Genomic DNA, 23,050 nt, shown 5'->3' on the forward strand with positions numbered 1-23,050 from the left:
CAAAGGGACGTCCATGTCCCTTTGAAAAACGTCGCGCATCCATGCGCGCCGCCCCTGCGGGGTTTGCCCCGGATGGCCTGCCGCTGCGGTATGGGGCCCCGGAGAAGCTGGAAGCCGGAGCGAAATACAAAGCAAAAGGCAAAAGGCGGAAAGCGGAAAGAGGAAAGCGGCGCAGATGCTTGAGTGATACAGCTGTGCTGTGCCGACGCTTTAACAAAACTCAGTCAGCTGGGGGGAGTGCTACCGCGCGCGCAACGCGCGCCTACACCTACGACGCATTAAAGCTCGCAGCCAGCGTCCCCACCACCAACACCCACCCATCCACCAGCACGAACAACAGAATCTTGAACGGCGCAGAGATCAACATCGGCGACAGCATCATCATGCCCATCGACATCAACACGCTCGCCACCACCAGATCGATGATCACGAACGGAATGAAGATCAAGAACCCGATCTCGAATGCCGTCTTCAGCTCGCTGGTCACAAACGACGCCACCAGCACCGGGAACGGCACCGCGTCCGGGCCGGCGTACTTGCCGTCGCCGGCCATGCCCGCGAAGGTCATCAGATCGGTTTCGCGGATCTGCGCCAGCATGAAGGCGCGCAGCGGCTGGGTGGTCAGGGTCCAGGCAGTGGAAAAGTCGATCTGGTTGTTGAGGTACGGCTGCAGGCCGGCGCCCCACATCTTTTGCCACACCGGCATCATCACCAGGGCGGTCAGAAACATCGCCAGGCCCAGCAGCACCTGATTGGACGGAGTCTGGCCGGTGCCCAGTGCCTGGCGCAGCAGGCCCAGCACGATGGTGATGCGGGTAAAGGCGGTGAGCACCAGCAGCATCGACGGCAGCAGGGTGATCGCCGTCATCAGCAGCAAGGTTTGCAGCGGCAGGCTCACCGGCTGGTCGCCGATGCGGCCGACGCTCACGTTCGGCAGGGTCGGTAACTGGTTGGAGCCGGGTGGCACCGCGGCCGGTGCGGCAGCGGGCGCGGCGGCCTGCGCCATCGACGGCAACGCGGCTGGCGTGGCGGCGGCCAGCAGCGGGCAGCTCATCACCAGCAGGATCAAGATCAGGCGGAGGCTGCGCCCCCAGCGATTCCAACAACTGAACATGTCACGGATCCTTGCGCAGCTTCTGAGCGAGCAGCTGGGCGAAATTGGGGAGTTGCTTGAAATTGGGCAGGGTGGGTGCAGGCGTGGGCGGCAGCGGTTCGGACAAGGTGTGCAAGGTGCTGATGCCGCCGGCGGTGACGCCCAGCAGCAGCTGCTGGCCGTTCACCTCCACCACCACCACGCGTTCCTTGGCACCCACCGCCAAGCTGGTCACCACGCGCAGGCCCTCGCTGTTGCGAAAACCGCTGCCGGGCATGCGCTTGAGCAACCAGCCCAGGCCGACGATCAGCGCGAGCACCAACAGCAATGCAAAGACCGCGCCAAACAGGCTGGGCGAGGATGGCGCGTGCGCGCCGACCTGGGTGGCCTTGGCCGCGACAGGCGCGGCGGCAGCCAGCAGGCCGATCACCGCAGCCTCCGGATCCGTTCGCTGGGGCTGACCACGTCGGTCAGGCGGATGCCGAAGCGGTCGTTGATCACCACTACTTCGCCATGCGCGATCAGGGTGCCGTTGACGTACACGTCCAGCGGTTCGCCGGCGCCGCGTTCCAGTTCCACCACCGAGCCCTGATTGAGCTGCAGCAGGTTGCGGATCGGGATGCGGGCGCGGCCCACTTCCAGCGACAGCGTCACCGGCACGTCCAGGATGACGTCCAGATTGAGGTCGGTGGCGTTGTGGTCGTGCTCGGCCTGCAGGTTGTCGAAGGTGGCGGGCGCGGCGTCGAGGATGTCGGAGTTCATCATTTGCTGGAGTCCTGGGATGGAACGGCACGCGGGGCTTGCACGCCGGGCGGGCGGACGGCGGTGATCTTCACGGCGTTGTTGCCGTTGGAGACCCCGAATTCGCCGGTGAACATGGGGATTTCTTCCACGCACAGCGGCACCTGTGCGGGCAGGTCGATCGGCAGGATGTCGCCAACCTTCAAGCCGGTGAGCTGGCGCAGGCTCATGCGCTTGCTGGCCAGCACGCTCGACAGCGTCACCTCGGCGGTGTTGAGCTGCTCGCGCAGCATCACGTTCCAGGAGTCGTCGCGGTCGTTGCGGTCGCTCTGGATGCCGGCATCGAGCAGCTCGCGGATCGGTTCCAGCATCGAATACGGCAGGGTGATGTGGATCTCGCCACCGCCGCCTTCCAGCTCCACATGGAAGCGGCACACCACCACGTACTCGCGCGGGGTGACGATGTTGGCGAAGTGCGGGTTGATCTCGGAGTTGATGTACTCGAAGTCCACCTCCATCACCGGCGCCCAGGCTTCCTTCAGATCGGCAAAGGTCTGCTTGAGCATCAGCTGGATCACGCGCATCTCGGTGGCGGTGAATTCGCGGCCTTCGATGCGGGTGTGGTAGCGGCCATCGCCACCGAAGAAGTTATCCACCACGGTGAACACCAGCGTGGGTTCGAACACGATCAGGCCGGTGCCGCGCAGCGGTTTGAAGCGGATCAGGTTGAGGTTGGTCGGCACGTACAGCGAGTGCATGTACTCGTTGAACTTGACCAGGTCGATGCCGCGCACCGACAGGTCGGCCGAGCGCCGGATCAGGTTGAACAGGCCGATGCGCCACAGCCGCGCAAAGCGCTCATTGACCATCTCCAGGGTCGGCATGCGCCCACGGATGATGCGGTCCTGGCTGGACAGATCGTATTGCCGCGCCTCGCCAGGCAACGGCTCCGGCTCGGTATTGACCGCACCGGAATCCACGCCATGCAGCAGGGCATCGATCTCGTCCTGGGAAAGCAGATCACTGACGCTCATGGGCAGGCCTTACTGGGTAACGAAACTGGTGAACAGCAATTCTTCGACGCACTTCTTGCCGGTTTCGCTGGTCATGACCTTTTGCGCTTCGGTCAGCGCGGCCTTCTGCAGCTTCTGCTTGCCGGGCAGATCGGCCACATCGGTGGCCTTGGTCTGCGACAGCAGCATCAACAGGTGTGCGCGGATGGCCGGCGCGTTTTCGGTGATGAGCTTGAGTTCTTCCGGGTCGCGGGTAACCAGCTGCACTTCGACCTGCAGGTACTGCGGGCCGTCGCCGGGGTCGGCCAGGTTGACCACGATCGCCGGGTCCATCGGAAAATACTGCGCCGGCTTGGGCACTTCGGCGACCTTGGGCGCGGCGTGCTTGCCGCCTTTTTCATCGCCCTTGTGGCCCAGAAAGAACCACGCGCCGCCGCCGGCCGCTGCCAGCACGACCACGCCGATGGCGATCAGCAGAAGAGGCTTTTTGCCGCCTTTCTTCTTCTCGTCTTTCTCTTCGGTCTTTTCGGTCTTTTCAGGTTTCTTGGCCGCTGCCACGTTCTGCTCCAGGAGAATGCTCATCCAATGGATGCAATTGGCATGCCAAAACCGCGACGGTTTCCTGGCACTGCAGGCGCGCATGCACAAAAACCCCCACGAGCCTTGCGCCGCGTGGGGGTTGGGATGGCCGCAGCGTCGGTGCGGCGCGCGTTTGTGCAGCGCGCCGGGTGAATCCGGCGCGCTGGCTTAGGCGTAGGCGTCCAGCAATCCACGCTGGCGTAACACCACCGACGGAATTCCGACGGGCGGGCTGTCGTCCAGGGTGAGGCCGTTGCCATCGCGCCCACCGCCGTTGCGGTTGCCGGTCTGGCTCTGCTGTTGCTGGCTGACATCGGCCTGGCCCAGCTGGAAACCGTTCTGGCCAAGCATTTCGCGTAACCGCGGCAGGCTCTGTTCCAAGGCCTGACGGGTGTCGGCGTTGGCGGCGGTGAAGCTGGCGTTGACCTTGTCGCCGTCCAGATGCAGACGCACTTCGACAGGGCCCATCTCGTTCGGGGTGACCTTGATGTGCGCGTGGCCGATCTTTTGGTCGGCCAGCCAGCTCAGGCGGGCGCCGATGGCATCGTCGAAGGTGTCGCTGCCCATCTCCGGGGTCGGGGTGGGCGAGGCGGCGAAGATCGGCGCCGGGTCCTGCAGGCGGGTAAGCGTAGGCGCGGCGGTCGGCAACACAAACGCCGGGGCATCCGGCGCGTCTGTTGCGGCGGTGTCGTCGGCCGGGTCCAGCGCCTTGACCGCCATGCTCATCAGCGCGGCGGCTTGCGCATCGCCGCTGACTGCAGTGGTCGAGGTGGGCTTGGCGCCTGCGGCAGCAGCCGGCGCGAGCGCACCCAGGGCGGGCAGGGCGCTCGTGGCGGTTGCGGCAGCAGTGGCTGTGGGTGCGGTGGCGTCGGTCGGCAGTGCGGTTGCGGTCGGCGTGGCGCCGGCCGCATTGGCCATACTGGCGGCCAGTGCGGCGGCAGCGGCGGCGAGCACATCGCCGCCCGGTACCGCCTGGGTCAGCAGGCTCATGCCAAAACCGCCGAGCCCCGCTGGCGGCCAGCCGGCCTCGGTCGGCGCGGCGGCATCGGTGGGGGCGTCCTTGCTGTCCTTGCTGGCGGTTGCGCTCTTGCCGGTTGCGGTGGCGGTAGTGCTGTCCTTGGCCGTCGGTTCCTTGGCGGGCTGCGCAGACTTGGTATCGCCGTCCTGGGCGCGCGGGCGCTTGGTCGCATCGCCGGGCGCGTCATCGTTCTGCTCGTCGTCGCCGCGGTTCTTGTCGGGCTGGCTGGATTTGGCAGCGGGCTGCTTGGCCGGCACGCGCTCGGGCGCCTGCTGCGGGGCGTGGTTAGGCGTATTGGCCGGATTGAGCATGCGCGCAAACTGGTCCTGCGCCGGGTCCTGTTCGGACGACGGGTCGCTGTAGCTGGACTTCTTGCCAGTGCTGGCAAGCGCGCCAAGGCCGGCCGCAAACGCGGACAGGGGGTTCATACGGATTCTCCGTGAGTATCTTCGGCCCGCGCCAGGCGCGAGCGGCGTGCGCCAAGATCGTCCATCTCGCGCTGGTCGCGACGTTCGATCACCTTGTTTTCCTGGGCGCGGTAGCTGGCGGCCAGTTGCTCCAGCACCTGCTTCTCGCGGCTGGCCAGCAGCAGGCGGGTGCGCTCGGATTCGACCTTGGCGATATTGCTTTCCACGGTCTGAGCCTGCTGCAGCACGGCGCTGTCGAGCCGATCCAGAAAGGCGCGGCGGTTGCTCAGCGCCACCGCACTGGTGCCAGCCATCTGGCTGTTGGCGTATTCCTCGGCGTAGCGGCGCAGTTCTTCCAGGCGCGACTGATGGGTCTCCAGGGTGCGCTGGCGCTCGGCCAGATCGCGGGCGACCTTGTCTTCCTGTTCCTGTGCCCGCCGTAGCAGGGGATCGATTCGCTTGGACTGCATCATGGATTAGTTCTCGGGTTCCACCAGCTGCTGCAGCGCGGACAGGCTATCGCTCAGCAGCGATGCCTTGTGGACGTCCTGGCCAAGGAATTCGACGATCTCCGGCCAGCGCGCCAATGCTTCGTCGGTGGCCGGGTCGCTGCCGCGCTGGTAGGCGCCGATGGCGATCAGGTCGCGGTTGGCGGTGTAGGCAGAGAGCAGGCGCTTGAGCTTGCGGATACGCAGGCGCCAGGGTTCGTCGGCGATGTCCTGCACCACGCGGCTGACCGACGACTCCAGGTCGATGGCCGGGTACAGGCCGCTGTCGGCAACCCGACGCGACAACAAGATATGGCCGTCCAGAATGGCGCGGGCGGCGTCGGCAATCGGGTCCTGCGGGTCGTCGCCTTCGGTCAGCACGGTGTAGAAGGCGGTGATCGAGCCGCGGCCCTTGGCGCCGTTGCCGGCACGTTCCACCAGCGCCGGCAATTTGGCGAACACCGACGGCGGGTAGCCGCGGGTGGTGGGCGGCTCGCCGACCGACAGGCCGATCTCGCGCTGCGCCTGGGCGAAGCGGGTCAGCGAATCCATCAGCAACAACACGTTCAAACCCTGGTCGCGGAACCATTCGGCAATCGCCGTGGCGCGGTAGGCGCCATGCAGGCGCGCCAGCGGCGGGCGGTCGGCCGGGGCGGCCACGACCACGGCGCGGCGCAGGCCTTCTTCGCCCAGGGTGGTTTCGACGAAATCGCGCACTTCGCGGCCACGTTCGCCGATCAGGCCGACCACGATGACGTCGGCGGAGGTGAAGCGGGTCATCATGCCCAGCAGCGTCGATTTACCGACACCGGAGCCGGCGAACAGGCCCACGCGCTGACCACGGCCGATCGGCAGCATGGCGTTGATGGCGCGCACGCCCACATCCAGCGAGGTGGTGATGGGCTCGCGAGCCAGCGGGTTGATCGACATGCCGGCCATGCTGACGCTGCCTTCGCCGCGGATCGGGCCCTTGCCGTCCAGCGGGGTGCCATCGCTGTCGATAACGCGGCCGAGCAGGCCTTCGCCCACTTCCACGCCGCCGCGGCGCCGCGAGGGCACCACGCGGGCATTGGGCAGCAGGCCGTGCAGTTCGGCGCTGGGCATCAGATAGGTACGTTCGCCGGCAAAGCCGACCACTTCGGCATCCACCCAGCCGCCATCGACTTCGACCTTGCAGGTGGCGCCCATCGGCGCTTCGCAGCCGGTGGCTTCCAGGGTCAGGCCGACGGCGCGGCGCAGGATGCCTTCGCGGATCAGGGTGCGGCCGGCGGTGGGTTCCAGGCCAAGCGTGCCCAGGCGGGTGGCCAGGCGCAGATTGCGTGCATCCAGCCAATCGGCCGGGGTGGCACCGAACAGGGCGCTCACAGGCCCGCTCCGGATTTGCGCATGACTGTCTCCAGCGCGGCCCGCAGGCGCGCTTCCAGGGTGCCGTCCACGCGTACGCTTTCGGCATGTACGCGCAGGTCGCCGCGGCTCAGGCTCATGTCCGGGGCCACGCGGGTGGTGCTGCTGGGCGCCAGATGCGGCAGCAGCGCGGTGATGTCGTCCGGGTGCAGGCGCACTTCGACCTCGCGGCCGGCGCCGCCGACCGCATCCACGGCCTCGCCGACCAGGTCGGCCAGCAGTTGCGGTTCGACCTGGTAGGCACGCCCGACCAGCTGGCCGGCGATGCGCACGGCCAGCTCGCCGAGCGCGCCGACCACTTCGTTTTCCAGTCGCGCCAGCGGGCGGGTGAAGTTGTCCAGGATGCCGTCGATCTGCGCGGTCAAACGGCGCACTTCGGACTGGCCCTGGGCAAAGCCTTCGGCATGGCCGCGGGCAAAGCCTTCCTGCTGGGCGGCGTCTTCGATGGCCTGGATTTCTTCCAGGGTCGGCGGGCGCAGCACCGGCTCGTATACGGCAGGTTCGTCGAACTCCGGTTCCGGCGCGGCCAGGGCCATGTGCAGGTCGGGGGCCAGCCAGCGGGTGACCACGTCGTTCATACCATGGCCTCCGCACCGGCGCCGCCGAGGCTGATTGCGCCTTCGTCAGCCAGGCGGCGGACGATGGTGAGGATTTCCTTCTGCGCCGCTTCCACGTCGGCCAGGCGCACCGGGCCACGCGCTTCCATATCTTCGATCAGGATCTCGGCAGCGCGCTGGGACATGTTGCGGGTGATCTTTTCGCGCACCTTGGTGTCGGCACCGCGCAGGGCCAGGCCCAGGCGCTCGCCGGAGACTTCGCGCAGCAGCGTCTGCAGGCCGCGGTCGTCCAGGTCCACCAGGTTGTCGAATACGAACATCAGGTCCTGGATCTTGCTGGCCAGGTCGGCGTCGATCTTGCCGATCTCGCCCAGCACGCCTTGTTCCGGGCCGGTGTCCAGGAAGTTGAGGATGTTGGCCGCCACCTTGATGCCGCCCACGTTGGACGACTTCAGGTTCTGGTTGCCGGCAAATTGGCGCTCCATGATGTCGTTGAGCTCGCTCAGCGCATTCGGCGGGATGCCGTCCAGGGTGGCGATGCGCAGCAGTACGTCGGCGCGGGTGCGCTCGGGCAGCAGCTTCAGCGCCTCTGCGGCCTGGTCGCTATCCAGATGCGCCATCACGATGGCGATGATCTGCGGGTGTTCGTTGCGCACCAGGTCGGCGACCGCGCGCGGGTCCATCCATTTCAGGGTATCCAGGCCGGTGGTGTTGCGGCCCAGCAGGATGCGGTCGATCAGGCCGCCGGCCTTGTCGGCGCCCAGCGCCTGGATCAGCACGTTACGGATGTAGTCGTCGGCGCCCACGCCCAGCGAGGTCTTGCCGGCCAGTTCGCCGTTGAAGTCGTCCATCACCTTTTCGACCTGATCGCGCGAGATGCCGGTCATGGTGGCCATGGCGATGCCGATCTTCTGCACTTCCTTGGGGTCCATATGCTTGAGCACTTCGGCAGCATCGCTTTCACCCAGCGACAGCAACAGCACCGCGGCGCGCTGCACTCCAGTCATCGGTTGTGTTTCAGGCTTCACTGGCGACCCATCCCTTTACGACTTGTGCGACACGTTTTGAATCGGCTTTGACTGCTTCGCGCGCAACGCGCATGCGCTCTTCGTAGGCGTCCGGCAGGGCGATCGGGGTCTTGCGTTCCTGACCGATCTGCGCGGTGTCTTCTTCCAGGCCGGGCATCAGGTCGTTGTCGTCGTTGACCATCCGCACGTCGGCGCTCTGTGGAGTGCCATCGTTGCCGCCCTTGCGGTGTTTTTCCTTGATCGCGGTCACGCCGGTGAGTTGACGCAGGGTGGGGCGTACCACGCCGAACAGCAGCGCCAGCACCACCACCGCACCGACCAGCAGGCGCAGACCGTTCTGCACGCGCGGGTCTTCCCACCACTTGGGGCCTTCCTCGCCCGCAACCGCTTCCCGCACAAACGGGGCATTCATCACCGACACCGTGTCGCCACGTGCCGCATCAAAGCCTACCGCCTGCTTGACCAGGCCCTCGATGCGGGTGAGCTCGGCGGCGGTGAGCGGCTGCTCGACCATCTTGCCCTTGGCACCGGGGCGCGGGACGTTGTCCAGCAGCACCGCCACCGACACCCGCTTGATGCGGCCGGCCGGCTGACGGGTGTGTTGCAAGGTTCGGTCCAATTCGTAATTGCGGGTGGCGCTCTTGGAACTTTCGGTCGGCGCGGCCGGGGCGGCGGCCTGGCCGTTGGCGGCAGCCGGGGTGCCCGGCGCACCGGCGACGGCCGGAGCCGGCGGCTGGCCGGGGCTGTTGCTGGTGGCGCCCGGAGGGCCCTGCGGGCCGGTGGCGCTGGTGCTGCTGTCGCTGACCTGCTCGCTGCGCAGCTTGGCCGGCTCGCCGTTATAGAGCTCGCGGGCTTCTTCGACTACCGAGAAGTCCATGTCCACGCTGACTTCCGGGTTGACCCGGCCGGGGCCGGTCATCGGTTCCAGCAACTCGCGGATGCGCTGGTTATAGGAGCTTTCCTGGCGGCGCACCTGTTCGAACTGGGCGGCGTGCTGGGCGGCGTCGCTGTTGGGATCGGCGATGGAGAGCATGCGGCCGCTCTGGTCGACCACGGTCACACGCTCCGGGGTCATGTCCGGAATGCTGGACGCCACCAGATTGACGATGGCATCCACCTGATTGCGCTCCAGGCCCTGGCCACCGCGCAACTCCAGCACCACCGAGGCGCTGGCGACGTCACGCTGGCGGGTGAAGGCGCTGGGCTTGGGAATGGCCAGATGCACCCGCGCCTCGCGCACCGGGCGCAGGGTACTGATGGTGCGAGAGAGTTCAGTTTCCAGCGCGTGCTGGTAACGAGCGTTTTCCACGAACTGGCTGACGCCGAAGCCCGGGTCCTTTTCCATCAGCTCGAAACCGCCGCCGGTCTCCTTACCGGTCAGGCCGGAGCCGGCCAGCTTCAGGCGCGCGTCGTACAGACGGTCCTGCGGTACCGAGATGGCGCCGGTGCCCTGGTCGATCTTGAACGGGATCTGCGCGGTGCGCAGCAGGTCGGCCGCCTCGGCATTGCCCTTTTCGTCCAGGCCGGTGTACAGCGACTGATAGCCCGGCTGCTGCGACCAGAAGAACACCGCCAGGCCGGCACCCACCGCCAGGGCGATCATCGCCATCATGGTCAGCTTGCGGGTGATCTGCAGGCTACGGACACGGTCGAACCACTGGCCCGCCTTTTCGGCGTTCTGGTTCATGTTTTCTCTGCTGATTGCGAGTGCCATGGGTGTTCGACCTTTACAGCGGCATGTTCATGACGTCCTGATAAGCCTGGACGAGACGGTTGCGGACTTCGACAGTGGCGCGGAAGGCCACCTGGGATTGCTGGGAGGCGACCATGACCCGTGCCAGATCGGCACTGGGGTCGCCCATTTCGAATGCTTTGGCCAGTGCGCCGGACTTCTGCTGGGCCTCGTTGACGCCGCCGATGGCGCCGCGCAAGGTCTCGCTGAAGCTGGGCGCCTGGGTTGCCGGCGTTCCCTGTGCGCCAGCCAATCCCTGGATCTGATTGCCCCGCGCCGCATCGCCCACCGCACCCATCGGGCCTTGGCCCATCTGAGTCTGGTAGCTGCGGATCTGCGAAAGAATCGAGGTAACGGAGTCGCTCATGGGTGCGGTCAGCCAGGGAGGCATCCACACCGATGCAAGCGGCGTGCCGAAATCGCGCCGGGATTCCGGCACCGGGCATTCCTGTCGCGCCTGTCGGCGGGAACGTTGCAGCGAGATCGCCCCCATCCGCCCTTCGGGCACCTTCCCCCGCAAGCGAGGGAAGGGAGCCGATGGGTGACTAGTTGCAGTGCAACCGACCAGTCGCGCGCAGCCAACCAGTTACGTACAGCCAACCAATCGCGTGCAATCGACCAGTTGCGTGCAGCCAGACTTTCCCTTCTCCCGCTGGCGGGAGAAGGTGGCGCGCAGCGCCGGATGAGGGTGCGACGGTAATTGCCACGCGGCTGCAGGCAGAGCAACGCGCGGCGCCGGAGTGTAGAAGCACGCCCCCATCCGCCCTTCGGGCACCTTCCCCCGCAAGCGAGGGAAGGGAGTCGGTGGGCGACCAGTTGCAGTGCAACCGACCAGTTGCGTGTAGCCAACCAGTTACATACAGCCAACCAGTCGCGCGCAGCCAGGCTTTCCCTTCTCCCGCTGGCGGGAGAAGGTGGCGCGCAGCGCCGGATGAGGGCACCACCGTCAATTCACACACAGCCACGCATCCGTTCTACCGCAAGCGGGAGAACGCTGAAGCAGCGTCCCCGCGCTAGTCCGGCAACCAGGCGGCTCGCCAGGTGTCCAGATGGCTGCCGCTCAACATCCAGTCGCGGCGCACTGCCTCGCGCAACGCTGCGCCTTTCGCTGCTGAAGCGGCCGGGTCGGCCAGGTGATCGCGGATGGCACCGATCCAGTCGCGGTAGCGGTTTTTCACCAGCGTCACCGGCAGGTTGCCCTGGTAGCAACGCACGTCGCTGGCGATCAGCGGATAACCGCAGGCGCCATATTCCAAGAGTCGCAGATTGCTTTTGCATTCGTTGAACAGGTTTTGCTCCACCGGTGCCAGCGCCAGATCGAGATCCAGCGCGGCCAGCGCGGCCGGGTAGTGATCGATCGGCACGCCGGGCTGGAACTGGTGCACGTGCTGGCGCAGCGCGAACGGGTACATCCCCATGAACACCCATTCGACCTCGTCGGCCAGCTCGCGCACCACGTCTGCGATCAGTTCCAGGTCGCCCGTATGACTGGCGCCGCCGGCCCAACCGATCCGCGGCTTGCCGCCGTGGCGGACGTTGCGCTCCGGCAACGCCGCCCACCAATGCGGCGGCAGGCGGTTCTCGGCCACGCGGATATCGCTGTGCAGCCCGGCAAACGCTTCGGCCAACGCAGGCGTGGACACCACAAAGCGGTCCACCAGGCCCAGCCCGCGCCGCACGGTCTTGAGAATGTCCTTGGGCATCTGCGCGCGATGGGTGTTTTTCAGCGGCAGGTTGGGCAGGTAATCGTCCAGTTCATAGACCTTGAACGCGCGCGACAACGCCTTCATGCGCCGCATCGCCTCCAGCCGCGCTTCGCCGACCTGGCGTTGCAGGATCACCACGTCGGGATCCTGACGCGCCAGCTCGCTGATCTCCAGATAGCCATTGAACAGCACGCCCTCGGCCAGCCCGGCCTCTCGCAGGGCGCGCAGCGGCTGGATCACCCGGTAGTGTCCGCAGCCTTCGATATCGGCCGGCAGTGCGATCACGCTCGGTAGCGGCCGCCACGACTGCAACGGCCGCCAGCTGGCGCGCGGGTCGGCCAGCGCAAAGCCGGCGCCGGGGTCCAGCGAAAACCCCGGGTTGTAGGCCGGGTCGTTGGCCATCACCGGCAGCCAGCGCGCGTACATCGCCTCTTCGTCCAACGCAGTGGCAGGCGTCTGCTCGGGTGGGTCGATCAACAGCTGTGCGCGCGCGGCAAACACATTCAAGTACCCGGCCTGGTGCAGGCGCAGGCACAGGTCGACATCGCTCCACTGCGCCAGTGCCGGCTCCAGCGCAAAGCCGCCTGCGTCGATAAATAGCTGGCGCGGCAGCATCAAGCACTCGCCGCTCAAGGCGGTGTAGTTCTGATCCAGCTGCAGGCGCTGCAGATAGCCGGATTCGTCAAACGCACTGCCTTCGAACGCGCGCGCCACCGGTGCTCCCAAGCCCAGCAGCAGACCGGCGTGATGCACGGTGCCGTCGCCGCGCAACAACTTGCCGGCTACCGCCCCCACTTCCGGACGGAGTGCATGGTTGAGCAGTTGCTCCAGCCAATCGGCCTTCATCACCGCAGCGCCGGCCGACAGCCACAGCAGCACGTCCCCACGTGCATGCTCGGCGGCCGCGTTGCAGACCGCCTCGCGCGCAGGCTCCGCGGCAAAGCGCAGCACGCGGATCTGCTGCATGCCCAGCGCTTCGATGCCGGCCAGCCAATCGCGCAGGTCCGGGGCAGTGCTGTTGCGATCCAGCAGCAGCACTTCGTAATGCGGGTAGGTCGTGTTGGCCAGGATGCTTTCCAGACAGCGCTGCACCTGCGGCAAACGGCCATCGACCAGCACCAGGATGCTGACCAGCGGCTGCTGGGCATGTTGGTAATCCACCGCATGCCGACCAGGGCCGGCACTGTGCACGCGCGCGTCCGCATACCCGCGCGCGGCCAGATGGCGGGCAATGGCATGTTGCTCGTCCGCATCGGTGTGCCGGGTCTGGGCCGCGGCCACCAACAAGGGCTCGGCGATGTGCTGCACGCAGGCCAGACCGTAACGCTCGACCAGGCCAAGCTGATAGCCGAGTTCGAAGGCCTGCCCAAGGTCTGCCGGAAAACCGCCGTCGGCCACCAGACTGCTGCGGCGGAACAGCCAGTGCCGCGACAGCATGGACGGCGCACTCAACAGCGCATCCAGATACAGCGCCGGCCGCAACGCCAGCCCAAGTTGTGCGGTGTCCAGCGCGACCACTTCGTCCGCATAGACCGCCTGGCACTGCTCGGGCAGCTCGATCATGCCCAGCGCCAGCATCGTCAGGCCGCTGGTCGTAAAGACACTGCCGGCATCCACCAGCACCACCCAATCGACCTCCTGTTGCCTTGCAATGGCCTGGTTGAGTGCGGCCACCAGACCCGCGTCGTCAATCAGTACTCCGTGCTCGCCGTGCTCGGCCACCTGCTGCGCTGCGCTGCTGACCACCCAGATCTGCTGATTTTGGTAGCAGGCCACCGCATCGATGCTGGCCTGGGTTGCGGCCACTGCGGCAGCATCGCCATCGCGGTCGATCAGCATCACCGCAATGCGTGGCCCGCCGGCATGCACCTGCAGGCGGGCATCGATCAACGCGCGCTGCACATCACTGGGATGGCGCACGCCCAGCCAAGTGGCCGGCGACACCCGCTCGGCCATGCCGGCGCTTTGCATCAGCGCATTGACCAGATCCACCGACTTGAACACCCGCGCCTTGTGCGGGCTGAGCGGCGCAACCCGCACCTGCCGGTTGTCGCCGGTCTCGCGCCGCCAACCCAGCTGGCGGATGCCCTGGCGTAGATCCTCGTGGCCCTGGTCGCCGATGCCGGGTTGATTACGACCTGCCTGGCTGAACTGCGCGTTGGACACCCGAAAGTGCGTGAGCGGCCTGGACAGCAGCGCCAGGTTGCCGTGGCGCAGCAGCTTGACGTAGATCGCCAGATCGCCGACCCAATGGATCGGCTTACCGTTCAACGACATCAAGTCAGCGCCCATAGCCAGCAGATCGGCGCGCCGACACAGCACGCAGCTCGGCTCGCCGATGAAGTTGATGGTGTGGTCCGCCAGGAACGACACCAGCTCCGGCCCGTCGATCAACGCATCGTCGGCAAACGGAAAGCAGGTGGCCAGGATGTCCGGCAAGGGCGCACCGTTGTCGTCGATGCGCAACCGACGCGACGATGCCATCGCCGTGCCCGGATTGCGCTCGATCGCCGCCACCAACTGCTCAATGCAGTCCGGCGCCAGCACATCGTCGTCATGCAGAAACTTGACGTACTCGCCCTGTGCTAGCCCTATGCCTTTAACGGTGCTGCCCAGCTCGCCTAACCGTGGTGCGTTGAGGTGATAGCGGATCGGGAAGGGTGCGTCTGCCAGCCTGGGTTCCAGCAAGGCCGCAATCGCGCCATCTCCGTTGTCGTCGCAGATCACTAGCTCCAACGCTGCGTAGGTCTGTGCCAGCACGCTATCCAGCGCCTGCTCAAAGTAGCGCGGCTTGTAGGTCGGCATGACGATGCTGACCAGAGTGGTAGAAGTCATGCAGAGCGGGCCGTGTTCGAGGTTTAGAAGACTGGGAATCATCGCATTGTCGGGGATTCGGCAACTATGCGTATACAGGCAGCGGCGTAAGCGCGGTCCGTTGATTGAAATATTCGTACTTTGATCACCCTGGGTGAGGTGCTGAGTTCAGCCAAGCCTGCAGTGCTCATAGGCACGGATGGCTGTGCCGAGGCGGATCTTCAACTGAGGGCTGGTTCTCAATAATCTATTGATGTCAATGGTAAATTGGAGGGGACATAATTTTTTGTCAAATTTCTTATTTTAAATACAGTATCCAATCATGGGTATTAATCTTAAAAATCCCGCGCTTTAATTAAAATGAAAGTGGCGCAACTTTCCAATATAATTTAATTTGAAATATAAATTAAAGGGGCTTAACATCATGTCCGATGCAATCTCAGGTGCCAATATTTATGTGAAGCGCGGGACGCGTGCGCAGTTTGATACTGCTGCGACAGCTGGTGAACTCGCTGCCAGTGAGCCATATTTCATCAGTGATGAAGGTCGATTCGCGATGGGTACTAGCGCGAATAGCTACGTTACTTACGCCGTTGCCTTGACTCAGGATTTGTCTTTGTACGTCTCAAATACGGGCAGTGATTCCAATGATGGGCTAAGCGCTGTGACGGCATTCCAAACTATCCAGCGTGCTGTAACTGTGCTGCGAACACGCTATTCATTATGCGGCTATACGGTAGTTGTCAATGTCGCAGACGGGAGTTATGTGGAAAATGTCTCGATGGGCAACGTGACAGGTGGCGTCGTTCGGTTTGTAGGTAGCTCATCTGCTATCTGGCGCAATACCACGGGATGGGTTCTCGTGGTGGATGCTGGCAGTACGGTTCAGATTTCCGGTTTCACTTTTGGGGGAGGGGCTACAGCAAACGGCATAGTGATCAGTTATAGAGCGTCGTGTACTTTCCAAGGTGGGCATGTGTTCGCAGCGATGACGGGCTCCCAAATCGTCGTCACGGGCAATAGCGTCTGCTACGTCGCAGGCAACTACAGTATCACCGGAGGTGGTGTTTGCCATTATGGGGTATTCGATGGTGGTCAACTCGTTCTCCGTAGCATCACCGTCACCTTGACAGGTACGCCAGCCTTTACCAATGCCTTCGCTAACACTGGCCGCGTGGGTAGCATCAATGGTGGCGACGCAACATTTATATTCTCCGGAGCGGCCACAGGTCCGCGGTATGGAATCAATGCGAACGGGGTGATCTGGGTGAATGGAAAGGGTCCGAATTCTTTCCCAGGAAGCGTGGCTGGATACGTGAATACCGGCGGGAGTTATTCTTGATATTGGACCTCATGAAGGCTGTTCGTTCGTGAAAACCGGCATTTCTCATTCAGAACGGCGATTTGTCAAACTGGTGCACTGCCAGCCTAGTTCGCGCACGCCGTGTTGGAAATCGATATAGCCCTATAGCCAATGCATGGCTGGTTGCTGGTAGCGAGCGATGAAGGGCGCTACCAGCAACATGGACGCCAGCACCGCCTCAATGGCGTCATCAGTGTTGTCGTCGCAGATCACCAGCTCCAACGCGGTGTAGGTCTGCGCCAGCAGGCTGTTCAAGGCCTGCGCAAAGTGCCGGGGTTGTAGGTCGGCATGACTATGCTGACCAAGGCGTTGGACGTCATCGGCGATCGATTGTCTTGAACAGTCAAAGGTGCATCCACGGCGCGAAAACGGGGGAAGGCGGAGCGCCCCATCGTGCACCAGCACATGGCACACCTGGGTGTTGTTCAGCCTAGCCGAAGATGCAACAAACGTGCCGTTGTCGTTTGTGCTGGCAACCTACCCGGCGGCGGCACGCAGTCGCCCTTATGGCTGAGGCAGATCTCGCGGTTGTGCCGAGTCTTTGCGATATACGACCTCGATCCAATCAGTGCGCAAGCTCTTTGGGTTCTTCGACAGTTTGGCAATGTCCCACAACGAAAAGCGGGCCGCCTGCATCAGGTTGATCACCTCGACGAAGCTGTTGGTCTTGCCGTAGAAATCGTATAGGCCGATCTCGATCACCGCGCAGTCGGTGTGCTGCAGGATCGCAGTCGCGCCTTCCAGCACCTGACGCTCAAACCCCTGCACATCGATCTTGAGAATATGTACCTGTGCGATTCCCAGCGTGGCGCAGGCGTTGTCGAGGGTGGTCTTGCTGACCACAATTTCCTCGTTCGACGCCTGCCGCGCATAGCCAAGCGAGTCGGTGGAATCCGCATTGATCGGCAGCAACCCGCCCAGGTGCGAGATGCTCTGCCGGTAGTAGTGACCGACCTCTTCCTTCTCGCCCAGTGCAACGCACATGGCGGTCGCGCCGAACCGCGCAGCCACTTTTTCCAGCTCGGCAAAATTCTGCGGGTCCGGTTCGAACGAATACAGCTGGCAATTCGGATAGATCGACTTGAAGTACTGGATCGACTCGCCGCGATGCGCGCCCACGTCCACTATCAGCGGGGCATTGGTCGTCAGTAACTGGTCGAAAAAGCGGCGTGGCGAATAAGCCTGCGCATGTTCTTCGTTTCTGAGATCGGAAGTGCCACAGATGGGCGAATGCATGCCGGGCTGCGTGTGGGGCATCTTATCCTGCGTCATGGTGCGTTCTGCTCGCCGAGCTGCATCATGCGCAGTGCTGCTTCCACCCGCACGACATCAGCCGGCGTATCCACCGCGATCGACTGGTTGCTCATCTGCACCATGCGCACTTCAAAGCCAAGTTCCAGAAAACGCAAGATCTCGATGTCCTCGATTTCTTCCAACATGGTCTTGCAAGATACCGATGCAAATGCCTGCAAAGCCTGTTTGGGAAACGCATATGCACACACCTGCCGCCAGGCACGCCGGAACTCGCCTTGCCTGGTGATCGGGATCGACGCGCGCGACATGTACAACAGGCGCCCGTCCGGGCGCACTACCACCTTGGGCACGCTCGGGTTACGGAACTCGTCGATGTTGGCGACAGGGCAGTAACCGTTGATCACATCATTCGGCGCCGCTACCGCCGCATCGATCAGCAGGCGCACGTCTTGCGGATTGAATAGCGGGTCATCGCCTTGCACATTGATGTAGGTGTCTACATCGAGCTGCTGCGCGACCTCGGCAACACGATCGGTGCCGGTCAGGCAGTCGCTGGAGGTCATCAGGGTGCGGATGCCGGCCTGCTCGCAGGTATGTTGAATCACATCGCAATCGGTGGCGACCAGAATCTGCTCGGCCGGCGCGGCCTTGGCGCATTGCTGATAGGTACGCACGATCATGGGCACACCGCCCAGTTCGATCAGCGGTTTTCCGGGCAGGCGCGAGGAGTCGCGCCGCGCGGGGATGATGATGGCGTAAGTCATAGAAGCCTCCTGGCAACCGATGGCGTTGAGTGGCGAGGGCGGCTCAGCCGACTCTACCTTGCCAAAAATCGGTGGAGTTGAGATCCAGCCGGCTTACTGCCTCGGCAGCCTCCAGCACCGCATCGCTGTCGGTGAACAGCCGATTCCACCAGTCCATCGAGAAACCGTAGCTGTTGTCGCGCGCCACATTGAACAACGGGACGAACTTCAACGACGACCAGCTCAGATGCGGTTCCAGTGCCAGTAGCCGTGATTGTGCAAACCGGTAGCTATCGATCAGGGTTTCGGCCGGGAATCCAAGCCGGCGTGCATAGTCCTTCCACAATGACGACTCGAAGGCGTATTGGCTGAGTTCTTGAAAATGCCGATTTGGCGCAAGTTCGTTCATTGGAGAGAATTCGTCATCCGCATAGCTTGCCGGTCGCGGATCTTCTGGCATCGACCACAATGCCTTCATGTCCTGCGTCCTACCAAGCATGGCTTTTTCGGTGAAAAGGAACGGGATGTTTCGACACCCTCCCGACAAAGAAATTGCGATCTTTCCTTGATTGCGCTTGCCTCTAAAATGCACATTGATGGCGTCGTGGGTTGAGCCGGTCAGTACATTGTCGCTACGGCAACGCACCGCAAACTCGATACCTTGCTCAGCCAGATGCTCCACGCCCAGGCGTGCGGAGCGCAGCACCGCATTACGGTATTGCAAACCCAGGTTGTCCGGCTGAGGCACCAAAATCAGCTTATCCAGCCAGGGCCTGCAGCGGTCCAGCAGCGCGCTTGGTTGGTGGTCCCAGGTCACCATGCACTGGTACGCCCAAGGGAAATGCAGGCGATTCCAGGCCAGTACCAAGGGTGTAAAGTCGAATGCGAGCCCCTGCACGAAGATGCCGGTATCCGCCTTAGTCAGTTGGCGCGAAAGTTGCAGCCCAGGCAACAAGCGCGAGAAACTCTGCAATTCCTGCAGTAGTGCAATGCTGCCCTGGTCGTAATCGACGGCACGTACCGTGCGGAAACGACCATGTGCCTTCGCAATCTGGTTCATCACCTCTGCCGCGTGATTGGAGAAGATGACGATCAGTACATCATCGACCGATTCGTCCTCCAGCGCCGAAGGTGATCTGACCGGCAGGCCATGGACAGTCGTGCCCTGATTCTCTGGCCGTGGGCAGATGGTGTACTGCAGGTTCAACTGCTGAGCGATGGCTGGATAGAAATCGCGGAAAAACTGTCCCGCACCCCAGCCGATCAACTTGGTGTTGCGCGGATTCAGTCCTGGATATTTGATAGTGGCTCGCTCGATCGAGCCGATTGCTAACGCCATGACAAGGCTTCCTTGTGTGCTTTGCTAGTCTTGCTGTGTAATCGAATTCGGAAATGCGTTTGTTTTTCGTCGAGCAGCATCGTGCCGATTGCAATGGCGATCATCCAGCGCCATGTCGCGATCGAGTCAGCGACATTGCGCTGGGCGCCTGACGGGTGCGCTGCATTGGCGGTCATCTTCGGGTTAAGGCACGTCGCGCGCATCGTGATTTTTTCTTTGATGAGCCCCGCGCCAACGTTCGGCCACAAGGAACCCATAGGCCGCGATGTGGAGCGTGACATGATGGTGGAAACCCCGCCAACCATGCCCTCGTGTTGGTCCAGGCCGAACTCCTGTTTCAACTCCTGGTCATCTCCGCCAGCGGGCCTTGACCGCGTTCACCAGTCCCTTGCGCCGCGTGTCTGCAGGAAGATTGGACAAAAAGTACAAAGAAAAATATTGCGGGCGTCAGTCATCGCTCTATCTTTTCCAAGTCGTGAATTTTCCTGACCTCACTCCGCCCATGGCGGCGGTGCGGCACCGGCGACGGGCGATGCATACAAAACGAGGTCGTAGTAGTGGCCGGGAGAGTGCTGGCGTAGACGGAAGTGATAGCCCTCCACCAATTTGTCCAGTTGTTCCACGATATCCAGTAAATCCTGGGCGTAGTGGTACACACAAATAGCCATACGGGGGCGCTGGGTACGGATAAGGTGAGATGCGCCTTCGAGTGCCCTGGCTTCAAACCCTTCGATGTCCAACTTCAGTAGCGTCAGCTTTTCCAACTCGTCGTCCAGGCGCGTAGTGGCCACGGAGATTCCGCCATCCGGCGAGACATGGCTGGAAACTGTGCCGGTCTCCTCGAAGCGTAGCGTCGTATGTTCGTTGGAGATCGCTTTTTTGATGGCCCTGAAATTGTGCGGGGGAAGGGGGATGGCGCTCGCGATGCCCTCCAATTTCTGGAAGTTGATGTTATCGGGTTCGAAGGCGGTGATGCTTTCGTAGCGATAGCGGGATGCTTTTAGAAACTTATCGACGATGGGGCCCTGGAAGGCACCGCCATCGCAGAAATGTTCACGCGTGCCCAGCTGGAATGTGCTGGTATCGGCGTATTCTGAAAAGTATTCGTTGATCGGCGTAGCCCAGCAGTCCAGCAGGAGGCTGGAATCGTAGGTCAGGCGGAACAACAGGTTGCTGTAGAGCGTGAAAACGCTCAAATCGTCGTCCAGTCGCTCTGCAAGGCGCAGAAACTCATCAAGGCGCAGAAGCGTGCGCTGACGGTATACCTGGGCAGGCTCGTATACGGCGGGCAGCCCACAGTGCGCAACGGCCAGGCAGGCGTCTACTCTTTCAATGCCTGCTTGCTCGCAGAGCTTGCGGGCCAAGCCCGATCCTCCCGGGCTGTAAGAAAAATCGATGGCCAATGCCTGAGGATGCTGGGCCGCTTGCTCGATGAACTGACGGGAACTCCAACGCGGCACCCCATGAACGGTATCGTTGTCGCTTGGCTGGTCATCAACGGCGCCAATGACATGGCTGAGGCGCTGGACGATCTGTGGGCCATAAATGTTGCCGATGTCCGAGCGCGGCTGGAGCAGAAAGACGGGGCGCTGCTCGAAACTTGGGATCAGCGGATCCAAGCAAGGCGCAACGCTTAGTTGCTCAATGCCCGCGCTGGTGCAGAGGTCATTTGCAAACGTTCGTCCGCGCGGGCTGCAAGAGAAATCGATAGCGATCGCATCGGGATACTGCCCCGCCTTGGCAAGAAACTCCTGACTGCTCCAGCGCGGCGCGCCATGAATGCGGTCCAGGTGGATGCTTTGGTCATCAATTGCGGCAACAACATGGTGCAGGTCGGCAACGACCCTGGGACCATGCACCATGCCTGCGTAGGACTCAGGAGCGACTAGAAATACAGGGCGGTTGGCAATTGCGGGTAGGCGCGCAATGACCTCATCGAGTGCAGGGCGCTCCTGCTCCGCAATACGTAGAATCTGTTGGCGAAGCTGCTCATTTCTTGAGTTCATGAACGTCATCTCTCGTAGGTATGAATGGGAGCGTCGTAGCGGGCGTCGAAATAGGTCTTGGCAGGCACGTCCTCGCGGTAGACACGCGGCCAGCCAAGTTCGCAGCTTCGTCCCACCTTGACGCCCCCGTGCACGATGGCGCCGGTCCGCAGAATGCTATTGCTGCCGATCTCGACGCCGGCGCCGATTTGCACACCATTCTCTACCCAGCATGAAGATTTGACGCGGCATGCCGGTCCGAGGTGCGTGCCGGCGTGGATGACGGTGTTGTAGTCGATCCTGCAGCCGTGCCCGACGACAGCATTGACTCCCACGAATGCGTTGAGCCCGATGACCGTGTCAGAGCCGACGGCTGCGCTGGAATGGATGAAGGGCTCCAGCTTGAAGCCACGTTCCATCGCTGCCTGCACCAGTTCTAAGCGCTTGAAGTTGCCGAAGCGTTCGTCGAACGCCACGAACATGGCCCCGTCGGTCGGATTCAGTCCATCCAGCACGCCAAGATCGAATTCGTGTTCCGAGTCTTGTGGCACTTCGATCCGAATGACCGTCTCGTCCTGACTCGCCTGTTTCCAGGCGTGAAACGCCAGATCGAGGTATGCGCTGTGGCCGATGATCCACCTAGATCTCATGTTCGGTCTCCATCAGCGTCGTGTACCAGCGTTCGACCAGACGATTCATGGATTCATAGGCTCCCTGAGTGGGCAGAGGCGCGTCTGTGTGCAACGCGGACTGCACCCGCTCCATGATGTCCACGTCTTCGCCCACCACTACCTTGCTGCCGTGCATCTGTGTCAGCAGTACTTGGCTGGAAGAACCGTAAGGCTGTTTCCTGCGCGCACTAAACCAATAGATTTCCAAATCGGTCGTGTCCGGCGCAACGGGGATATGGTGTTCCAGGGTGAAGGAATAGCCGCCGTTGGAACTGGCGATATGCATGTTCGGGAAGGCTAACCAGTTGAAGTAGGCATCCTGCTCGCCCCAGCGTTCCACTTTATCGTGCCAGCCGAAGTGCTTAAGGTCGGGTATGGGTGCGTCCGGGCCACCGAAACTGAAGCGGCGCATTTCGCGCCTCAAGGCAGCGGGCGAGCTGTCTTGCAAAGCGTCCATCGACTCTTTGGCTTGTTCTTCGTTTACCTCTGCAACGAAGCTGACACTCTTGGCTAGGGTCTTCGGGTGGACGAAGCGCGGATGATTGGCATCCCGAAGATTTTCGTAAGCGAGTTTCCAGTTGTACCGGCCACGCCATGTGGTCACCATGACCTCAGTGTCATAGGCGTTGGAACTACTTTCCAGCAAGGCGATGAAGTCTGCCGAAAACTGTTCCTCGATTGGCATTGGGTTGGGGTCGAGGTTGACGAACAGCAGGTTGCCGATGGCGCGCAGTGAGAATTCGCGCAGCTTCAAGTTGTCCTTTTCACTAGTGTCGAGGCGATAGATCGCGTCGCAGTCCGGGATGTTCTTTACCCGGCCTTGTTCGTCGTAACTCCAGGCGTGGTAGGGGCACACCAAAGGCCGGCAACCGATAGCACCGGTTTGAATCAGTGCACTGCGGTGGAGGCAGACGTTCTCGAACGCACGGGTTTGGCCGTGGAAGTTCTGGATCACGACAGGAATCCCCGCGATCTTGCGGGTGATGAAGCAGTTGTTTTCCCGCAGCAGTGTCTTGAGCCCTGCAAACAACCAAACCCGACGGAAGATCTTGCGCTGCTCGCGCTCGAAGATTTCCTGCGACAGATAATACTTGGGGTGCATTCGCGATCTCATC

General features: G+C 62.8%; 20 protein-coding genes and 2 pseudogenes. 1 reads left to right on the forward strand and 21 read right to left on the reverse strand.

Translation table 11 applies throughout. From position 1 onward, the window contains the following. Positions 1–268 precede the first annotated feature (268 nt). The 13 genes from fliP to ACZZ0O_RS16390 all read right to left on the reverse strand — a co-directional run bounded on the left by fliP (position 269) and on the right by ACZZ0O_RS16390 (position 14,571). Positions 269–1,114, reverse strand: coding sequence for a flagellar type III secretion system pore protein FliP (fliP, locus tag ACZZ0O_RS16330; RefSeq protein WP_055854522.1), 846 nt, complete (start codon positions 1,112–1,114; stop codon positions 269–271). A gap of 1 nt (position 1,115) precedes the next feature. After that, positions 1,116–1,523, reverse strand: a complete 408-nt coding sequence (fliO, locus tag ACZZ0O_RS16335; protein ID WP_323522988.1) for a flagellar biosynthetic protein FliO — start codon at positions 1,521–1,523, stop codon at positions 1,116–1,118. Next, the gene (fliN, locus tag ACZZ0O_RS16340; protein WP_055854516.1) at positions 1,520–1,858 is read right to left on the reverse strand and encodes a flagellar motor switch protein FliN; all 339 of its coding nucleotides are present in this window, start codon (positions 1,856–1,858) and stop codon (positions 1,520–1,522) included. The genes fliO and fliN overlap by 4 nt, the downstream gene beginning before the upstream one ends. Further along, positions 1,855–2,868 carry a flagellar motor switch protein FliM gene (gene fliM / locus ACZZ0O_RS16345; protein WP_463591281.1) on the reverse strand — a complete coding sequence of 338 codons (1,014 nt, stop codon included), beginning with the start codon at positions 2,866–2,868 and terminating at the stop codon, positions 1,855–1,857. Before fliM ends, fliN begins: the two co-directional genes overlap by 4 nt. A gap of 9 nt (positions 2,869–2,877) precedes the next feature. After that, on the reverse strand, positions 2,878–3,429 hold the full coding sequence (locus tag ACZZ0O_RS16350) for a flagellar basal body-associated FliL family protein (RefSeq protein WP_193552442.1): 552 nt from the start codon (positions 3,427–3,429) through the stop codon (positions 2,878–2,880). 165 nt (positions 3,430–3,594) lie between these two features. Then, positions 3,595–4,872, reverse strand: a complete 1,278-nt coding sequence (locus ACZZ0O_RS16355; protein WP_463591282.1) for a flagellar hook-length control protein FliK — start codon at positions 4,870–4,872, stop codon at positions 3,595–3,597. Further along, complete coding sequence (fliJ, locus tag ACZZ0O_RS16360; protein WP_115512919.1) at positions 4,869–5,324, reverse strand: flagellar export protein FliJ; 456 nt, start codon at positions 5,322–5,324, stop codon at positions 4,869–4,871. Before fliJ ends, ACZZ0O_RS16355 begins: the two co-directional genes overlap by 4 nt. A 3-nt stretch (positions 5,325–5,327) precedes the next feature. Continuing rightward, the gene (gene fliI, locus ACZZ0O_RS16365; protein ID WP_005997126.1) at positions 5,328–6,704 is read right to left on the reverse strand and encodes a flagellar protein export ATPase FliI; all 1,377 of its coding nucleotides are present in this window, start codon (positions 6,702–6,704) and stop codon (positions 5,328–5,330) included. Next, a complete protein-coding gene (locus ACZZ0O_RS16370; protein ID WP_055854509.1) occupies positions 6,701–7,321 on the reverse strand; it encodes a FliH/SctL family protein in 621 nt (206 codons plus the stop codon). Before ACZZ0O_RS16370 ends, fliI begins: the two co-directional genes overlap by 4 nt. Beyond that, positions 7,318–8,307 (reverse strand): flagellar motor switch protein FliG, encoded by a 990-nt coding sequence (gene fliG, locus ACZZ0O_RS16375; RefSeq protein ID WP_055854507.1) that lies wholly within the window; start codon positions 8,305–8,307, stop codon positions 7,318–7,320. The genes ACZZ0O_RS16370 and fliG overlap by 4 nt, the downstream gene beginning before the upstream one ends. Positions 8,308–8,317: 10 nt before the next feature. After that, positions 8,318–10,042 (reverse strand): flagellar basal-body MS-ring/collar protein FliF, encoded by a 1,725-nt coding sequence (fliF, locus tag ACZZ0O_RS16380; RefSeq protein WP_115553762.1) that lies wholly within the window; start codon positions 10,040–10,042, stop codon positions 8,318–8,320. A 13-nt stretch (positions 10,043–10,055) separates the two neighbouring features. Then, positions 10,056–10,427, reverse strand: coding sequence for a flagellar hook-basal body complex protein FliE (gene fliE, locus ACZZ0O_RS16385; protein WP_055854604.1), 372 nt, complete (start codon positions 10,425–10,427; stop codon positions 10,056–10,058). 646 nt (positions 10,428–11,073) lie between these two features. Next, a complete protein-coding gene (locus tag ACZZ0O_RS16390) occupies positions 11,074–14,571 on the reverse strand; it encodes a glycosyltransferase (protein WP_463592473.1) in 3,498 nt (1,165 codons plus the stop codon). 403 nt (positions 14,572–14,974) lie between these two features. Here ACZZ0O_RS16390 and ACZZ0O_RS16395 point away from each other — a divergent pair, with 403 nt between their 5' ends. Next, on the forward strand, positions 14,975–15,922 hold the full coding sequence (locus ACZZ0O_RS16395; protein ID WP_463591283.1) for a hypothetical protein: 948 nt from the start codon (positions 14,975–14,977) through the stop codon (positions 15,920–15,922). Positions 15,923–16,066: 144 nt separating this feature from the next. Here the strand turns inward: ACZZ0O_RS16395 and ACZZ0O_RS16400 are convergent. From ACZZ0O_RS16400 to ACZZ0O_RS16435, 8 genes and pseudogenes are all read right to left on the reverse strand, one after another. Beyond that, a pseudogene (locus tag ACZZ0O_RS16400) lies at positions 16,067–16,233 on the reverse strand (glycosyltransferase family A protein); the annotation flags it as partial. A 214-nt stretch (positions 16,234–16,447) separates the two neighbouring features. Further along, positions 16,448–17,179 (reverse strand): FkbM family methyltransferase, encoded by a 732-nt coding sequence (locus ACZZ0O_RS16405; RefSeq protein WP_463591284.1) that lies wholly within the window; start codon positions 17,177–17,179, stop codon positions 16,448–16,450. Between the two features lie 32 nt (positions 17,180–17,211). Continuing rightward, complete coding sequence (locus tag ACZZ0O_RS16410) at positions 17,212–17,961, reverse strand: 3-deoxy-manno-octulosonate cytidylyltransferase (protein WP_463591285.1); 750 nt, start codon at positions 17,959–17,961, stop codon at positions 17,212–17,214. 43 nt (positions 17,962–18,004) lie between these two features. Continuing rightward, positions 18,005–19,279 carry a hypothetical protein gene (locus tag ACZZ0O_RS16415; RefSeq protein WP_463591286.1) on the reverse strand — a complete coding sequence of 425 codons (1,275 nt, stop codon included), beginning with the start codon at positions 19,277–19,279 and terminating at the stop codon, positions 18,005–18,007. Positions 19,280–19,507: 228 nt separating this feature from the next. Then, positions 19,508–19,711, reverse strand: a pseudogene (locus ACZZ0O_RS16420) (IS701 family transposase); the annotation flags it as partial. Between the two features lie 59 nt (positions 19,712–19,770). Further along, positions 19,771–21,294 carry an FkbM family methyltransferase gene (locus ACZZ0O_RS16425; protein WP_463591288.1) on the reverse strand — a complete coding sequence of 508 codons (1,524 nt, stop codon included), beginning with the start codon at positions 21,292–21,294 and terminating at the stop codon, positions 19,771–19,773. Beyond that, positions 21,291–21,914, reverse strand: coding sequence for an LbetaH domain-containing protein (locus tag ACZZ0O_RS16430; protein WP_463591289.1), 624 nt, complete (start codon positions 21,912–21,914; stop codon positions 21,291–21,293). The genes ACZZ0O_RS16425 and ACZZ0O_RS16430 overlap by 4 nt, the downstream gene beginning before the upstream one ends. Beyond that, positions 21,904–23,049 (reverse strand): aromatic ring-hydroxylating oxygenase subunit alpha, encoded by a 1,146-nt coding sequence (locus ACZZ0O_RS16435; RefSeq protein ID WP_463591290.1) that lies wholly within the window; start codon positions 23,047–23,049, stop codon positions 21,904–21,906. The genes ACZZ0O_RS16430 and ACZZ0O_RS16435 overlap by 11 nt, the downstream gene beginning before the upstream one ends. Position 23,050: the final 1 nt, after the last annotated feature.

This window comes from Xanthomonas sp. AC360 (genome assembly GCF_979258225.1).

What these genes read in the sequence shown, in the direction of transcription:
- ACZZ0O_RS16370 (WP_055854509.1), bottom strand. Translation starts at nt 7,321, where the DNA reads ATGAACGACGTGGTCACCCGCTGGCTGGCCCCCGACCTGCACATGGCC.
- fliE (WP_055854604.1), bottom strand. Translation starts at nt 10,427, where the DNA reads ATGAGCGACTCCGTTACCTCGATTCTTTCGCAGATCCGCAGCTACCAG.
- ACZZ0O_RS16425 (WP_463591288.1), bottom strand. Translation starts at nt 21,294, where the DNA reads ATGACGTTCATGAACTCAAGAAATGAGCAGCTTCGCCAACAGATTCTA.
- ACZZ0O_RS16415 (WP_463591286.1), bottom strand. Translation starts at nt 19,279, where the DNA reads ATGGCGTTAGCAATCGGCTCGATCGAGCGAGCCACTATCAAATATCCA.
- fliG (WP_055854507.1), bottom strand. Translation starts at nt 8,307, where the DNA reads ATGACTGGAGTGCAGCGCGCCGCGGTGCTGTTGCTGTCGCTGGGTGAA.
- ACZZ0O_RS16435 (WP_463591290.1), bottom strand. Translation starts at nt 23,049, where the DNA reads ATGAGATCGCGAATGCACCCCAAGTATTATCTGTCGCAGGAAATCTTC.
- ACZZ0O_RS16390 (WP_463592473.1), bottom strand. Translation starts at nt 14,571, where the DNA reads ATGCCGACCTACAAGCCGCGCTACTTTGAGCAGGCGCTGGATAGCGTG.
- fliF (WP_115553762.1), bottom strand. Translation starts at nt 10,042, where the DNA reads ATGGCACTCGCAATCAGCAGAGAAAACATGAACCAGAACGCCGAAAAG.
- ACZZ0O_RS16405 (WP_463591284.1), bottom strand. Translation starts at nt 17,179, where the DNA reads ATGCATTCGCCCATCTGTGGCACTTCCGATCTCAGAAACGAAGAACAT.
- fliJ (WP_115512919.1), bottom strand. Translation starts at nt 5,324, where the DNA reads ATGATGCAGTCCAAGCGAATCGATCCCCTGCTACGGCGGGCACAGGAA.
- ACZZ0O_RS16410 (WP_463591285.1), bottom strand. Translation starts at nt 17,961, where the DNA reads ATGACTTACGCCATCATCATCCCCGCGCGGCGCGACTCCTCGCGCCTG.
- fliP (WP_055854522.1), bottom strand. Translation starts at nt 1,114, where the DNA reads ATGTTCAGTTGTTGGAATCGCTGGGGGCGCAGCCTCCGCCTGATCTTG.
- ACZZ0O_RS16350 (WP_193552442.1), bottom strand. Translation starts at nt 3,429, where the DNA reads ATGAGCATTCTCCTGGAGCAGAACGTGGCAGCGGCCAAGAAACCTGAA.
- ACZZ0O_RS16430 (WP_463591289.1), bottom strand. Translation starts at nt 21,914, where the DNA reads ATGAGATCTAGGTGGATCATCGGCCACAGCGCATACCTCGATCTGGCG.
- fliM (WP_463591281.1), bottom strand. Translation starts at nt 2,868, where the DNA reads ATGAGCGTCAGTGATCTGCTTTCCCAGGACGAGATCGATGCCCTGCTG.
- fliN (WP_055854516.1), bottom strand. Translation starts at nt 1,858, where the DNA reads ATGATGAACTCCGACATCCTCGACGCCGCGCCCGCCACCTTCGACAAC.
- ACZZ0O_RS16355 (WP_463591282.1), bottom strand. Translation starts at nt 4,872, where the DNA reads ATGAACCCCCTGTCCGCGTTTGCGGCCGGCCTTGGCGCGCTTGCCAGC.